The 13,827-nt window shown below is 66.3% G+C and carries 12 protein-coding genes; 4 read left to right on the top strand and 8 right to left on the bottom strand.

Features of this window, described 5'->3' with window-relative positions:
* Window positions 1-704: 704 nt before the first annotated feature.
* From ACCQ13_RS10595 to ACCQ13_RS10585, 3 genes are read right to left on the bottom strand one after another with little or no spacing between them, the layout of a single operon-like run.
* Window positions 705-2,822, bottom strand: a complete 2,118-nt coding sequence (locus ACCQ13_RS10595) for a putative bifunctional diguanylate cyclase/phosphodiesterase (protein ID WP_104603222.1) — start codon at window positions 2,820-2,822, stop codon at window positions 705-707.
* On the bottom strand, window positions 2,819-3,748 hold the full coding sequence (locus ACCQ13_RS10590) for a phosphate/phosphite/phosphonate ABC transporter substrate-binding protein (protein WP_167526891.1): 930 nt from the start codon (window positions 3,746-3,748) through the stop codon (window positions 2,819-2,821). The genes ACCQ13_RS10595 and ACCQ13_RS10590 overlap by 4 nt, the downstream gene beginning before the upstream one ends.
* Before the next feature lie 51 nt (window positions 3,749-3,799).
* Entirely contained in the window at window positions 3,800-4,564 is a 765-nt protein-coding gene (locus tag ACCQ13_RS10585) for an RNA methyltransferase (RefSeq protein ID WP_159407159.1), read from the bottom strand.
* Window positions 4,565-4,680: 116 nt separating this feature from the next.
* Between ACCQ13_RS10585 and ACCQ13_RS10580 the strand changes: the two genes are divergently transcribed.
* Window positions 4,681-5,514, top strand: a complete 834-nt coding sequence (locus ACCQ13_RS10580; RefSeq protein ID WP_104603220.1) for an inositol monophosphatase family protein — start codon at window positions 4,681-4,683, stop codon at window positions 5,512-5,514.
* Here ACCQ13_RS10580 and ACCQ13_RS10575 read toward each other — a convergent pair.
* Window positions 5,484-6,125: a hypothetical protein gene (locus ACCQ13_RS10575; RefSeq protein WP_159407158.1), complete on the bottom strand. Its 642-nt coding sequence runs from the start codon at window positions 6,123-6,125 to the stop codon at window positions 5,484-5,486. The two genes, ACCQ13_RS10580 and ACCQ13_RS10575, sit on opposite strands and share 31 nt — an antisense overlap.
* 58 nt (window positions 6,126-6,183) lie before the next feature.
* Window positions 6,184-6,795 carry a superoxide dismutase gene (locus ACCQ13_RS10570; RefSeq protein WP_104603218.1) on the bottom strand — a complete coding sequence of 204 codons (612 nt, stop codon included), beginning with the start codon at window positions 6,793-6,795 and terminating at the stop codon, window positions 6,184-6,186.
* Between the two features lie 258 nt (window positions 6,796-7,053).
* On the opposite strand from ACCQ13_RS10570, the gene ACCQ13_RS10565 reads away from it, so the two are divergent.
* On the top strand, window positions 7,054-7,494 hold the full coding sequence (locus ACCQ13_RS10565; RefSeq protein WP_104603217.1) for a guanyl-specific ribonuclease: 441 nt from the start codon (window positions 7,054-7,056) through the stop codon (window positions 7,492-7,494).
* The gene (locus ACCQ13_RS10560) at window positions 7,491-7,916 is read left to right on the top strand and encodes a barstar family protein (protein WP_104603216.1); all 426 of its coding nucleotides are present in this window, start codon (window positions 7,491-7,493) and stop codon (window positions 7,914-7,916) included. The genes ACCQ13_RS10565 and ACCQ13_RS10560 overlap by 4 nt, the downstream gene beginning before the upstream one ends.
* Window positions 7,917-8,055: 139 nt before the next feature.
* Here the strand turns inward: ACCQ13_RS10560 and ACCQ13_RS10555 are convergent, their stop codons facing one another.
* The gene (locus ACCQ13_RS10555) at window positions 8,056-9,948 is read right to left on the bottom strand and encodes an ATP-binding cassette domain-containing protein (RefSeq protein WP_159407157.1); all 1,893 of its coding nucleotides are present in this window, start codon (window positions 9,946-9,948) and stop codon (window positions 8,056-8,058) included.
* A 130-nt stretch (window positions 9,949-10,078) separates the two neighbouring features.
* Here ACCQ13_RS10555 and dbpA point away from each other — a divergent pair, with 130 nt between their 5' ends.
* The gene (gene dbpA / locus ACCQ13_RS10550) at window positions 10,079-11,455 is read left to right on the top strand and encodes an ATP-dependent RNA helicase DbpA (RefSeq protein ID WP_104603214.1); all 1,377 of its coding nucleotides are present in this window, start codon (window positions 10,079-10,081) and stop codon (window positions 11,453-11,455) included.
* A gap of 89 nt (window positions 11,456-11,544) precedes the next feature.
* Here the strand turns inward: dbpA and ACCQ13_RS10545 are convergent, their stop codons facing one another.
* Both ACCQ13_RS10545 and ACCQ13_RS10540 read right to left on the bottom strand, forming a co-directional pair.
* Window positions 11,545-12,099 carry an adenine phosphoribosyltransferase gene (locus ACCQ13_RS10545; RefSeq protein WP_159407156.1) on the bottom strand — a complete coding sequence of 185 codons (555 nt, stop codon included), beginning with the start codon at window positions 12,097-12,099 and terminating at the stop codon, window positions 11,545-11,547.
* A 94-nt stretch (window positions 12,100-12,193) separates the two neighbouring features.
* Complete coding sequence (locus ACCQ13_RS10540) at window positions 12,194-13,750, bottom strand: protein adenylyltransferase SelO (RefSeq protein ID WP_274397180.1); 1,557 nt, start codon at window positions 13,748-13,750, stop codon at window positions 12,194-12,196.
* Between the last annotated feature and the right edge of the window lie 77 nt (window positions 13,751-13,827).

The following is a 13,827-nucleotide window of genomic DNA, read 5'->3' as shown; positions in this document are numbered from 1 at the left end:
CCCAATTCCAACGCATTCCACCGTAGGAGCGCACCCGGGCGCGATGGAGCATTACCGGGAAAGCCTCATCGCGCCCTGCGGCGCTCCTACAAGGCACTGCCTGCTGTTGGACTTCCTGGCGATATAGCAAACAGCGGTTATAACGACCCAATTCCATCGCATTCCACCGTAGGAGCGCACCCGGGCGCGATGGAGCATTACCGGGAAAGCCTCATCGCGCCCTGCGGCGCTCCTACAAGGCACTGCCTGCTGTTGGACTTCCTGGCGATATAGCAAACAGCGGTTATAACGACCCAATTCCATCGCATTCCACCGTAGGAGCGCACCCGGGCGCGAAGGAGCCTTACCGGGAAAGCCCCATCGCGCCCGGGGGCGCCCCTACAAGGCACTGCCTGCTGCTGGACTTCCTGGCGATATAGCAAACAGCGGTTATAACGACCCAATTCCATCGCATTCCACCGTAGGAGCGCACCCGGGCGCGATGGAGCCTTACCGGGAAAGCCTCATCGCGCCCGGGGGCGCTCCTACAAGGCACTGCCTGCTGTTGGACTTCCTGGCGATATAGCAAACAGCGGTTATAACGACCCAATTCCATCGCATTCCACCGTAGGAGCGCACCTGGGCGCGAAGGAGCCTTACCGGGAAAGCCCCATCGCGCCCGGGGGCGCTCCTACGTGTAGCGCTGCAGCAGCCTAAGCCGCTGCTCAGCCGGCCGCGATCAGCTTGACCAGGTCGGCCGGCGTCATTGGCCGGCTGAACCAATAGCCCTGCCCCAGGTCGCAGCCGCGCTCGCGCAGCAGGTTGAACTGCGCCTCCTGCTCGATGCCCTCGGCCACCACCGTGATGCCCAGCGAATGGGCCATGTTGATGATGGCGGTGGTCAGCGCCAGGTCGTCGGGGTCGCGCTGCAGATCGGCAATGAAGCTCTTGTCGATCTTGACGCCGTCCACCGGCACCTGACGCAGATGGCTCAGGCCCGAGAAGCCGGTGCCGAAGTCGTCCAGCCATACCTTCACGCCGGTGCGGTGCAGTTGGTCGAGCAGGCTGGCGGCCATCATTTCATCGCCAATCACCGCCGTCTCGGTCAGCTCCAGATGCAGGCGCGCCGCCGGCAACCCGGATTCGGCCAGACATTCGGCCACGGTGTCGATCAAGGCGCCGCTGCGTAACTGGCGCGGCGACACGTTGACCGAAATGAACAGCTCCTCGCCCACCACCGGCCACTGCGCCGCTTCCAGACAGGCCGCCCGCAGCACCTTGGGGCCAATCACCTCGATCAGCCCGCTCTGCTCGGCGATGTCGATGAAGGTGGATGGCGCAATCGTACCCAGCGCCGGATGCTGCCAGCGCAACAGCACCTCCACCCCCACCAGCAAGCGGTCGCAGGTGCGGTAGATCGGCTGGTATACCAGCCGCAGCTCGTCGCGCTCCCAGGCGCCGCGCAGCTCGTGTTCCATGTGCACGCGACGCTCCACCGCATGGTCGGCAGCGCGGCTGTAGACACGATGGCAGTTCTTGCCGGCCACCTTGGCCTGGTACATCGCGATGTCGCCGTTCTTCAGCAACGCAGTGGCGTCGTTGGCGTCGTCGGGGAACAGGGTGATGCCGATCGAGGTGCCCAGAAACACTTCGCGCCCCTGCACGTTCAACGGCCGGCTCAGTTCGTGCACCAGGCGATCGGCCAATTGCGCGGCCAGAAAGCCGACATCGCCGCTCTGCAACAGAATCACGAACTCGTCGCCGCCAAAACGCGCCAGGATCGCATCGTCGCCCCCGAACGCAGACACCGCGCGGCCGATGCGGCTGGCAAATTGCAGCAAGGCCTCGTCGCCGGCCTCGTGGCCGAGGGTGTCGTTGACGCGCTTGAAATCATCGATATCGGCGAACAGCAGCGCCAACTTGTTGCCGGTAGTGCGCGCGGTGTCGAGCAGATGATCCAGGCCCTCGCGGAATCCCAGCCGGTTGGTCAGCCCGGTCAACGCGTCGGTGTAGGCCATGTGGCGCACCTCGCGGTCGTGGCGGGCAATACTCTCGCTCATGCGTCCGAACGCGGAGATCAGTTCGCCGATCTCGTCATTGCGCGGGTGCGGCGGCAACTGCACGGCATAGTCGCCACGCTCGATCTGCCGCGCGGCCGCGGCCAGCAGGCGCACTGGCGCCACCAGCGTACGCTGCACGTAGATGACCAGCAGCACGCCTAGCCCGACCAGCGCGGCCAGCAATACCAGCAGCCAGCCCAGATCACGCTTGCCGATCGCATTGAGGTTCTCGACCAGGGTCAGGTTGGCGTTGGACTCCATCTTGCGCACGCGCTCGCGCGACAAGCCCACGCGCACGCCACCAATGCGCTGGTCGCCAATCATGATCGGCACCGTCACATCCAGCACCTCCGGCGAGGACTGCAGCAGCAGCGCCTGCGCCGCCACCGCCCTGGCCGCCAGCGGGTCGTCCATGCGTTGGCCATAGCGGTGCAGGTTGGGCATGCCGTCATGCACCAGGCGACCACGCGTGTCGAACACCAGCACGTAGCTCACCACCTGCTGCCGCGAGACATTGCGCACCAGCGCTCCCACGGCGGGCAGGTCGGCGTAATACAGCGGATTGGCCAGGCCCGATGCCAGTTCGGTGGCCAGGCTTTCGCCACGGGTACGCAGGCTGCGGTCGAACAGCTCATGCAGGATCTGCGCGCTCAAGCCACGCACTTCGCGCTGCATGGCACTCTGCCGCTGCAATAGCGAGGCCAGGATCGCACCGACCAACAGCAGGGTCAGCGCCATCACCAACAGGAAGCGAGCCTGCAGCCCGAAGCGCACCCGCGTCATTCCACTCGATCCCGCACGCGCCGCAGCCCGGCACTCAGCTCGTCCAGGCGTCTGCGGCTGGACTCATCCAATGGATGGAAGGCGGTGGTGTCGAAGAACCGCTTCAATGCCGGGCCGGCCTTCGGATCGGAGGCCGCCTGCAGCAACACCGCACGCAAGCGGCGCTCCACCGCCGGATCCAGCCCGGTACGCACCATTTCCACCGCGCGCGGCACCGGCGCAGTGCGGTGAACGATGCGGAAATCCCGCTTGAAGACCGGCGGCAGATGACGCTCGTCGTTCCAATCCAGGTCACTGAGTGCGCCCACGTCGATCAGCCGCCGGTGCACCAACGCGGCGACGTTCAGTTTCGAGCCGACCAGCAGGTACCCCACCGAACCCGGGGCCTGGACGTCATACGGCGACAGCAGCACGTCGCAGGCCATGTGATTGCGGACCAACTCCAGCATCGGCAGCAGGTAGCCGCTGGTGGAACTGGCGGTCTGCAGCGCCAGGCTGTGCCCGCGCAACTGCGCCAGCGAACGGATCGGACTATCGCGGCGCACGAAGAACACCGAGTGGAACTCGCGCACGCCGTCGCGCTCGGTCATCAGCAGGGGGTGTGCACTGCCGTACTGCTCCAGCAGCATCGCCGCACCAGCGGTCTCGCTGGCCCAATCGACCCGGCCGCGACGTAGATAGCTGGCCATCTGCCGCGCATCGGGCGCCATCAGGATCTCGCCACGGCGGATACCCACCTCGCGCATGCGCGGCACCACGTAATCGAGCAGTGGCTTGAGCTGATGGTATTGCGTGGCCGGATCGTCGCTGATCCGCCCCAGCACCAGGACCGATGACGGCGCCGCCGCCGCCGTCATCGCCAAGCCCATCCCGGCAAGCAGCCAGCAGGTAATCAGACAGCATCGTAGACCGCGCAAGACGGACACTCCCCTAGAGCCGCGCACAGCCTAGCCGAATCTCTCCAGCTGTGACAGCCGTCAATTTCCGGCCCGCCTGGCCAGCATGGCCATGCGCTGCGCATCGGACAGGATGCCGCGGATCAGCCGCACCTCCTGCTCGGTCATCTGCGCACGCAGCAGCAGCCGGCGCAGCTTGCGCATCGCCGATTCCGGGGCGCGGCCCTTGTGGAAATCGATCTCGTCCAGCGTTTCGCCCAACTGGCCGAACATGCCCTCCAACTGCGCATGACTGGCCGGCCCTTCGCGCGGCGCGGTGGCAGCCTCCGGCGCCGGCTCGACCGCGCCTGCCGCCAGCTGCGCCCGCCGTACTTCGTAGGCCAGCACCTGCACCGCCGCCGCCAGGTTGAGCGAGCTGAATTGCGGGTCGGAGGGAATGTGTACCGCCGCGTGACAGAGCTGCAGCTCGTCGTTGGTCAGGCCGGTACGCTCGCGACCGAACACGAACGCCACCTCGGCCGGCTCGCTGGCCTTGGCCAGCGCGCGCTGCGCGCCCTGGTCCGGCAGCAGTTCTTCCAGTGCCACCCGGCGCGCCCGCGCCGTGCAGCCGATCACCAGCGTGCAATCGGCCACCGCCTCACCCAGGGTGTCGAACACCGGCGCATCGCCCAGGACGTCTTCGGCGCCGGCCGAGCGCCGGTAGGCGTCCTCGTCGAGCGCACGCTCCGGCGCCACCAGCACCAGCCGCGAGATGCCCATGGTCTTCATCGCCCGTGCGGCGGCGCCGATGTTGCCTGGATGCTGGGTACCGACAAGGACGAAACGGATGCGCTGGGTGACAGACATGAACAGTGATTGGGGAGCGATTCGGCCGTAGATGGTAAACTGCGCGGCCGGCTTTCGCGCCGGAGTGCTCTTTTACCTTCGTCATTGTCCTTTCTGCCTTCACGGGAGCTTTAGCCATGCAGAAACCCGCCGTCACCGTCATGGTCAAAGCCGCCCGCCTCGCCGGCAATGTGCTGTTGCGTGGTATCAACAAGCTCGATGCACTCAACGTGGTGCAGAAGGGCCGCATGGACTACGCCAGCGAAGTCGATGCCGATGCCGAAAAGGTCATCATCAAGGAACTCAAGCGCGGCTATCCCGAATACGCGGTATTCGGCGAAGAAGGCGGCGTGCAGGGCGGCAAGAGTGGCCGCTACACCTGGGTCATCGACCCGCTCGACGGTACCAGCAACTATCTGCGTGGCTTCCCGCACTACTGCGTGTCGATCGCGCTGGTGGAAAACGGCGAACCCACCGATGCGGTGATCTTCGACCCGCTGCGCAACGAGCTGTTCACCGCCAGCCGTGGCGCCGGCGCGGTACTCAACGACCGCCGCATCCGCATTGCCGAGCGCAAGGACCTGGAAGGCGCGATGGTCCATACCGGCTTCCCGCCGCGCGAACGCGCGCGCGCCAGCGCCCAGCTCAAGTGCGTGGACGCGCTGCTGGTGCAGGCCGAAGACGTCCGCCGTACCGGCTCGGCGGCATTGGACCTGGCCTACGTGGCCTGCGGCCGTGCCGATGCCTACTTCGAAGCCGGCGTCAAAGCCTGGGACATCGCGGCCGGTGTGCTGCTGGTGCGCGAGGCCGGCGGCCGCGTCTGCGACTACAAGGGCGCCACCCCGCCGCGCATGGACAACATGGGCCCGGAAACCCAGCAGATCGTGGCCGGCAACATCAAGATCAGCGATGCGCTGCAGAAGGTGATCGTCAATACGGGCTATGCCCGCGAATTCGACGTCAAGTTCTGATCGGCGCCGCAGGAATTGGTAGGAGCGCGCCCGAGCGCGACGAAGCTCTCCCGGGAAAGCCCTCGCGGCCAGGTCCGCTCCTGCACGATCGCTCGCATCAAACGCGCAAGGCCGGGATCGCTCCCGGCCTTGTGCGTTACCGCATCAGCGTAGACGTCAACCAAGTTCTGATCGGCGCCGCAGGAATCGGTAGAAGCGCGCCCGAGCGCGACGAAGCTCTCCCGGGAAAGCCCTCGCGGCCAGGTCCGCTCCTGCACGATCGCTCCCATCAAACGCACAAGGCCGGGATCGCTCCCGGCCTTGTGCGTTACCGCATCAGCGTAGACGTCAACCAAGTTCTGATCGGCGCCGCAGGTATTGGTAGGAGCGCCCCCGAGCGCGACGGAACTCTCCCGGGAAAGCCCTCGCGGCCAGGTCCGCTCCTGCACGATCGCTCCCATCAAACGCACAAGGCCGAGATCGCTCCCGGCCTTGTGCGTTACCGCATCAGCGTAGACGTCGACCAAGTTCTGATCGGCGCCGCAGGTATTGGTAGGAGCGCGCCCGAGCGCGACGAAGCTCTCCCGGGAAAGCCCTCGCGGCCAGGTCCGCTCCTGCACGATCGCTCGCATCAAACGCGCAAGGCCGGGATCGCTCCCGGCCTTGCGCGTTACCGCATCAGCGTAGACGTCAGCCGATGGCAGCGTGGTAGCGGCGCTCGACTTCGTCCCAGTTGACCGCGTTGTAGAACGCGCCGATGTATTCCGGGCGGCGGTTCTGATACTTCAGGTAGTAAGCGTGTTCCCAGACGTCCAGACCCAGGATCGGGGTATTGCCTTCGAACAAAGGGCTGTCTTGGTTGGCAGTGCTTTCCACCACCAGCTTTTTGTCAGGAGTCACGCTCAGCCACGCCCAGCCGGAGCCGAAGCGGCTGACGGCAGCCTTGGTGAAGGCTTCCTTGAACTTCTCGAAACCGCCCAGGTCCTTGTCGATCGCCTTGGCGACCTCGCCCTTGGGCTCGCCGCCGCCGTTGGGCGCCAGCACGGTCCAGAACAGCGAATGGTTGGCGTGGCCACCACCGTTGTTGCGCACCGGGCCTTGCAGGTTGTCCGGCAGGCTCTTCAGCTTGGACACCAGCTCGTCGATCGGCAGGTCCGCGTACTCGGTCCCTTCCAGCGCCGCGTTGACGTTGTTGATATAGGTCTGGTGATGCTTGCTGTGATGGATTTCCATCGTCTGCGCATCGATGTTCGGTTCCAGCGCGTCGTACGCGTAAGGCAATTGCGGAAGGGTGTAAGCCATGAGGGTCTCCTAGACTTGCCGCCCGGCGAAGACCGGGCGTTGCGGGGTAGATGGTAAGGACGGCAGCGGCGCTTACCAAGGGTACAGGCAAGGAAACTGCATCCCATCGCCTGCCGCGCCGTCTTGGCTGCACACCTTGCACCATGCCCCGGTTACTTGCGCGTGAACCGGACCGGCGCGGTGGTGCATTCAAAGTGGGCACAGTCGCGCGACGTCATACTGAAGGGGTCGCACACACTTCGCCTATGGAGCGTCTTCATGCGCAAGCCCGCTTTACTGATCGTCGCCATTGTGGTGCTCGTGGCCGGCCTGTGGGGCATGCGTGCGCTGCAGGCACCCAAGCCGCAGTTTGCGCCCTCACTCAATGCACCGATCGCCGCGCCAGTGGCCGCACGGCAGGTGCCGCGCCTGCCTGCCTTTCTGCCGATCGAAGCGATGGCCACCATCGTGCTGATCCAGCGCGGCGGGCCGTTCCCGTATCCGCAGGACGGCAGCGTGTTCGGCAATCGCGAACATCGCCTGCCCGAGCGCCCGCGTGGCCACTACCGCGAATACACGGTGGACACGCCGGGCAGCGCAGATCGCGGCGCGCGCCGCATCGTCACCGGCGGCACCCCACCGCAGACCTGGTACTACAGCGACGACCATTACCAAAGCTTCAGGCCGTTCCCCGGGCCAACCCCGGAGCAGGCGCCATGAGCGCGGGCGACTTTGCCCTGGACCTATCCGATCCGCAGCAGTCGGGCGTCTACCAGGCCGACACCGACGACCTGGACACCATGGCAGCGCTGGCCCGCGATGCCGGCCTGCGCATCCTGCGCGTGGACCTGGCCACCTGCAACGACAAACGCATGCTGCTGATGCGGCTGGCCACCCAACTGGATTTTCCGGCCGGATTCGGCCGCAACTGGGACGCCCTCAGCGATGGCCTGCGCGACCTGAGCTGGCTAGCCGCCCCGCGCGGCTATGCGCTGTTGATCGATGGTGCCGATGCACTGGCGAAGGCCGTGCCTGGCGATCGCGATACCTTGCTGGACATCCTCGACGAGGCTGCCACCAGCTGGGCCGCGCGTGGGCGAACATTTGCAGCGTTCGTGGCACCCGCGGGCGCCTGCAGTTGATCGGAACGGATCGAAACCGTCATACCGACGTGCAAGTACGCAATGCGGAGCCGCACCCGCCCGCCGCGCACCGCATGCGCAGCTGCGGCGGCGGGTTGAACAGGGACGGCCAATGCACCGTGGCACGCCGGCCTGCGCATCAACGATCCAGCTCGCTCCAGCGCGCGTAGGCCGCATCCAGCTGCGCCTGCGCATCGCCCAGTGCAGCAGTGTGCGCGGCCATGGCCGCAGTGTCGCGCTGGTAGAAGCCCGGGTCGTTCATCGCCTCGGTCAGTGCAGCCACCTGCTGCTCCAGCGTCTCGATCAGGCCAGGCAACTGCTCCAGCTCGCGCGCATCCTTGTAGCTCAACTTGCGCTTGGGCGCAGCCTCCACTGGCGCCGCAGTGGCCGCCGGCGCAGTCGCCACCGCAGTGGCCGAGGCCTTGGCCACCGCCATCGCGCTGGTCGCCGGGCTGCGCCGCTGGCGCAGCGAATCGCTGTAGCCGCCAACGTAATCGCCGATCAGGCCATCGCCTTCCATCACCAGCGTGGAAGTCACCACGTTGTCGAGGAAGTCGCGGTCATGGCTGACCAGCAGCAGCGTGCCGCTGTATTCCCCCAGCAATTCTTCCAGCAATTCCAGGGTTTCCACGTCCAGATCGTTGGTCGGTTCGTCCATCACCAGGAGATTGGACGGCTGCGCGAACAGCCGTGCCAGCAGCAGCCGGTTGCGTTCGCCGCCGGACAGCCGGGTGATTGGCGCGCGGGCACGCTCGGGGGTGAACAAAAAATCCTGCAGATACGCATGCACATGTTTGCGCTTGCCATTGATCTCCAGGAAATCGCGGCCCTCGGCCACGTTCTCGATCGCGCTCCAGTCTTCACGCAGGGTCGAGCGGTATTGATCGAAGTAGGCAATCTGCAGATTGGTGCCGATGCGGATCTCGCCCTGCTGCGGCTGCAAGTCGCCCAGCAACAGCTTGAGCAAGGTGGTCTTGCCGCTGCCGTTCGGGCCGATCAGGCCGATGCGGTCGCCGCGCTGGATGATGGTGGAAAAATCCTTGACCATCGTGCGCGCACCGAACGCGAAGCCGACCTCCTTGGCCTCGATCACCTTCTTGCCGGACGACTCGCCCTGCGAGACTTCCATGCGCACATTGCCGGTGAGCTCGCGCCGCTGCACGCGCTCGTTGCGCATCGATTCCAGGCGCCGCACGCGGCCTTCGTCGCGGGTGCGCCGCGCCTTGATGCCCTGACGGATCCAGACTTCTTCCTGCGCCAGCAATTTGTCGAAGCGCGCATTCTCCTGCGCCTGCGCATTGAGCCGCTCTTCGCGGCGGCGCTCGTAATTGGCCCAGTCGCCCGGCCAGCTGGTGACCTGGCCACGATCGATCTCGACGATGCGGGTGGCCAGCGCACGCAGGAAGCGGCGGTCATGGGTGACGAACAGCACGCTGCCGTTCCAGCCCTTCAGGAAGGTCTCCAGCCAGTCGATGGCTTCGATGTCCAGGTGGTTGGTCGGCTCGTCCAGCAGCAGCACGTCCGGTGAGGACACCAGCGAGCGCGCCAGCAGCACGCGCCGCTTCATGCCGCCGGACAGCCGCGCGAACTGGGCATCGCCGTCCAGTTCCAGCTTGGTCAGCGTCTCGCTGACGCGCTGGTCCAGCGCCCAGCCTTCGGCCGCGTCGATCTTGGCCTGCACCTTACCGAACGCCTCGGCGTCGAACACCTCGGCATGGCTGAGCTGGTGGAACTCGGCCAACCAGTGGCCCAACTCGCCCAGGCCATCGGCCACCACGTCGAACACGCTGCCGCCGGTGCCCTGCGGCACCTCCTGCTCCAGCCGCGCGATACGCACACCCTGCTGCACGCGCACCTCGCCGTCATCGGGCCTGAGCTCGCCGGCGATCAATTTCATCAAGGTCGATTTGCCGGCACCGTTACGGCCAATCAGGGCGATACGCTCGCCCGGCTCGATCGTGAGGTCGGTTTTTTCCAGCAACAACGGGCCGCCGACGCTGTAGTCGACGCTTTGCAGAGTGATTAAAGGCATGGCGCAATTGTACGGGAATCGGGAATCGGGAATCGGGAATGGTGAATCGGGAATGGAAAACGCCCGCGCCGTTGCGATTCCCGATTCCCGATTCCCGATTCCCTACTCCCGATTCCCGCTAAAATGCGCCATGAACGAATTCTCCGCGCTGCCGCTGTCGCCGGCCCTGGCCCCCGGCATCGACGCCCTTGGCTACACCGTCCTCACTCCCATCCAGGCGCAGAGCCTGCCGCCGATCCTGCAGGGGCTGGATGTCATCGCCCAGGCGCCCACCGGCAGCGGCAAGACCGCCGCCTTCGGACTGGGCCTGCTGCAGAAGCTCGACCCGGCGCTGACCCGCGCGCAGGCGCTGGTGCTGTGCCCTACCCGCGAACTGGCCGACCAGGTCGGCAAGCAGTTGCGCAAGCTGGCCACCGGCATTCCCAACATGAAGCTGGTGGTGCTGACCGGCGGCATGCCGCTCGGTCCACAGCTTGCCTCGCTGGAAGCGCACGACCCGCAGGTAGTGGTAGGCACGCCCGGCCGCATCCAGGAGCTGGCCCGCAAGCGCGCCCTGCACCTGGGCGGCGTGCGCACGCTGGTGCTGGACGAGGCCGACCGCATGCTCGACATGGGCTTTGAAGAACCCATCCGCGAGATCGCCAGCCGCTGCGACAAGCACCGCCAGAGCCTGCTGTTCTCGGCCACGTTCCCCGACAGCATCCGCATGCTGGCGCGCGAGATCCTCAAGGACCCGATCGAGATCACCGTCGAAGGCGCCGACAACGCACCGGAAATCGACCAGCAATTCTTCGAGGTCGATCCCACTTATCGACAGAAAGCCGTGGCCGGCCTGCTGCTGCGCTTCAATCCCGAATCCAGCGTGGTGTTCTGCAATACCCGCAAGGAAGTAGACGAGGTGGCCGGCTCGCTGCAGGAATTCGGCTTCTCCGCGCTGGCCCTGCACGGCGACATGGAACAGCGCGACCGCGACGAGGTGCTGGTGCGTTTCGTCAACCGCAGCTGCAACGTGCTGGTGGCCAGCGACGTGGCCGCGCGCGGGCTGGACGTGGAGGACCTTGCGGCCGTGGTCAATTACGAGCTGCCCACCGACACCGAGACCTATCGCCACCGCATCGGCCGCACCGCGCGCGCCGGCAAGCATGGCCTGGCGCTGAGTCTGGTGGCACCGCGTGAAACCGCGCGTGCGCAGGCATTGGAGGCCGAACAGGGCCAGCCGCTGAAGTGGTCGCGCGCGCCACTGGCCACCGCCCGCCCGGCGCAGTTGCCGCAGGCGGCGATGACCACCTTGCGCATCGACGGCGGCAAGACCGACAAGCTGCGTGCCGGCGACATCCTGGGCGCGCTCACTGGTGAAGCCGGGTTGTCAGGCGCGGCGATCGGCAAGATCGCCATCTACCCCACCCGCTCCTATGTCGCCATCGCACGCGCGCAGGTGAGCAAGGCGCTGGCGCACCTGCATGCAGGCAAGATCAAGGGCCGACGGTTCCGGGTCAGCAAGCTCTGAACGACCACGCGGCCAGCCGGCGCGATGCCGCCTGGCCGTGCACAGCAACGCGGGCCGGGCGCCGGGCCCAGTCCGCAGTCTTCAACGGCTCAATAGCACAAGGTCGCCAGCAGCGGCACGTCGTTGGCCCACTTCGCGCGGCCCTGCAGCGCCTGCAGTTCCACCAGCACCGCCGCACCCACCACCTCCAGCTGTGCGGCCAGGCCCAGCGCAGCGCGCAGGGTGCCGCCGGTGGCCAGCACGTCGTCCACGATCAGCACGCGCGCACCGCGTGGCAACGCGTCTTCGTGCATTTCGATGCGGTCGGTGCCGTATTCCAGTGCGTATTCCTGGATCAGCGTGCGCCCAGGCAACTTGCCCGGCTTGCGCACCGGCACAAAGCCCGTACGCAGTTCACGCGCCAGCGCCGCGCCAAGAATGAAACCGCGCGCTTCGATCCCCAGCACCGCATCCAGCGGCGTGGTGCGCCAGGGTTGCGCCATCTCGTCCAGCGCCGAGGCGAAGTCCGGCCCGTCCGAGAGCAGCGGAGTGATGTCCTTGAAGACGATACCCGGCTTGGGAAAGTCGGCGATATCGCGGATCCGGCCCGCCCAGTGGTTGGGGCCGGAAGGATGAGTGCCGGCGCAGCGGCTGCAATCGGTCATGGTGGTAGTGGCATCGCGGCCGTGTGGGGATGACCTATTCTAGGCTGCGCGCGGCCTTGCCGCCGCCCATGCGGCCTCTGTGAATCTAAGCGCGTCATGAACTGCACGACAGCATCGAACATCCGGCGCGATCGCGTGCCCATTCCGGACGCCGCGCCGCGAATGCCTCGCGGCCTGGCTGATCGTCGTAAGGCCGGCGCATGACCTCCAGCAGCTCCTGAACGCCGGTCGCATCGCCCTGCTCGGCCCGGTCGATGGCCTGCTGCGCCAGGTAATTGCGCAGCACATAGCGCGGGTTGGCCTGGCGCATGCGCGCGCGGCGCTGGTCCGGCGATAGCGCATCCTGCTGCAGGCGCGCGGCATAGCGCTGCAGCCAGTCCTGCAATTGCGCTGCTTCCGCCACACGTTTGTCTTCGTCGTAGAACGCATCGCGCAGCGGCGCAGGGTCCGGCTGTTCGGGCGACAGGTCGATCAGGCCACGGAAAGTCAGCGTCATGTCCATCTCCGATTCGCGCATCAGCGCGCGCAATGCATCGATCAGCTGCAGATCCTCGTCGCGGCATTCGGCCAGCCCCAGCTTGGCGGCGGTGTCGCGGCGATCGCAGGCCAGATAGGTGTCGCGGAAGCAGTCCAGCCCCTGCTGCAGCGGCGTTGCATCGCCAAACAGCGGCGCCAGTGCCTGGGCAAGCCGCCCCAGGTTCCAGTACGCCACCTGCGGCTGGGTACCGAAGCGATAGCGACGCCCCTGCGCGTCGGTGGTGTTGGGTGTCCAGTCGGGGTCGTAGTTGTCGATCCAGCCGTAGGGGCCGTAATCGATGGTCAGGCCCAGGATCGACATGTTGTCGGTATTCATCACCCCATGTACGAAGCCAACCCGCATCCAGTGCGCCACCATTACCGCGGTGCGCTCGCAGACCTGCGTAAACCAATCGGCGTACAGCGTCTCGCCGGTTCCGGCCAGGGCCGGGAAATCACGCGCGATGGTGAACTCCACCCATTGCCGCAGCAGGGCCACGTCCCCGCGCGCGCTCGGCAACTCGAAGTTGCCGAAGCGGATGAACGAGGGCGCCACCCGGCAGACAATCGCACCCGGCTCGCGCTGCGGGCGGCCGTCGTAGAACATGTCGCGCACGACCGCATCGCCGGTGGCGACCAGGCTCAATGCGCGCGTGGTCGGCACGCCCAGATGATGCATCGCTTCGCTGCACAGGAATTCCCGGATTGACGAGCGCAACACTGCGCGCCCATCGGCACCGCGCGAATACGGCGTGGGGCCGGCGCCCTTGAGCTGCAGCTCGTAGCGCCCGCCATCGACACCAATCGCCTCGCCCAGCGAAATCGCCCGGCCATCACCCAACTGCCCGGCCCAATGCCCGAACTGGTGCCCGCCGTAATTGACCGCCCACGGCTGCATGCCCGGATACAGCGCATTGCCTGCAAAGACCTCGGCAAACCGGGGGCTGCCGATGTCGGCCGCGTCCAGTCCGAGCGATTGCGCCATCTCCGTCGAATAGGCGATCACGCGCGGTGCGGCGACCGGGGTCGGCTGCACTGACGACCAGGCGGCGTGCACCTCGCGGCGGCGCGCCCCCTGCTCCGGGTCTTCAGGCAGGTCTCGGCGCAGGCGGTTGTCAAAACTCAGCTCAGTCATGCCAACAAGCCTAAACCATCACCGGGAATGGGGAATGGGGAATGGGGAATGGGGAATCGAAACAGCGGGGACTGCAA

The organism is Xanthomonas sp. NCPPB 1638, from assembly GCF_041475635.2.
Lineage (GTDB): Bacteria > Pseudomonadota > Gammaproteobacteria > Xanthomonadales > Xanthomonadaceae > Xanthomonas > Xanthomonas cucurbitae.
This window is presented reverse-complemented; position numbering and strand designations above follow the sequence as displayed.

Excerpts from the sequence above, each read along its gene's own strand:
- ACCQ13_RS10575 (WP_159407158.1), bottom strand. The coding sequence starts at position 6,125 with ATGCGAGCGATCGTGCAGGAGCGGACCTGGCCGCGAGGGCTTTCCCGG.
- ACCQ13_RS10585 (WP_159407159.1), bottom strand. The coding sequence starts at position 4,564 with ATGTCTGTCACCCAGCGCATCCGTTTCGTCCTTGTCGGTACCCAGCAT.
- ACCQ13_RS10560 (WP_104603216.1), top strand. The coding sequence starts at position 7,491 with ATGAGCGCGGGCGACTTTGCCCTGGACCTATCCGATCCGCAGCAGTCG.
- ACCQ13_RS10540 (WP_274397180.1), bottom strand. The coding sequence starts at position 13,750 with ATGACTGAGCTGAGTTTTGACAACCGCCTGCGCCGAGACCTGCCTGAA.
- ACCQ13_RS10595 (WP_104603222.1), bottom strand. The coding sequence starts at position 2,822 with ATGACGCGGGTGCGCTTCGGGCTGCAGGCTCGCTTCCTGTTGGTGATG.
- ACCQ13_RS10565 (WP_104603217.1), top strand. The coding sequence starts at position 7,054 with ATGCGCAAGCCCGCTTTACTGATCGTCGCCATTGTGGTGCTCGTGGCC.
- dbpA (WP_104603214.1), top strand. The coding sequence starts at position 10,079 with ATGAACGAATTCTCCGCGCTGCCGCTGTCGCCGGCCCTGGCCCCCGGC.
- ACCQ13_RS10545 (WP_159407156.1), bottom strand. The coding sequence starts at position 12,099 with ATGACCGATTGCAGCCGCTGCGCCGGCACTCATCCTTCCGGCCCCAAC.
- ACCQ13_RS10570 (WP_104603218.1), bottom strand. The coding sequence starts at position 6,795 with ATGGCTTACACCCTTCCGCAATTGCCTTACGCGTACGACGCGCTGGAA.
- ACCQ13_RS10555 (WP_159407157.1), bottom strand. The coding sequence starts at position 9,948 with ATGCCTTTAATCACTCTGCAAAGCGTCGACTACAGCGTCGGCGGCCCG.
- ACCQ13_RS10580 (WP_104603220.1), top strand. The coding sequence starts at position 4,681 with ATGCAGAAACCCGCCGTCACCGTCATGGTCAAAGCCGCCCGCCTCGCC.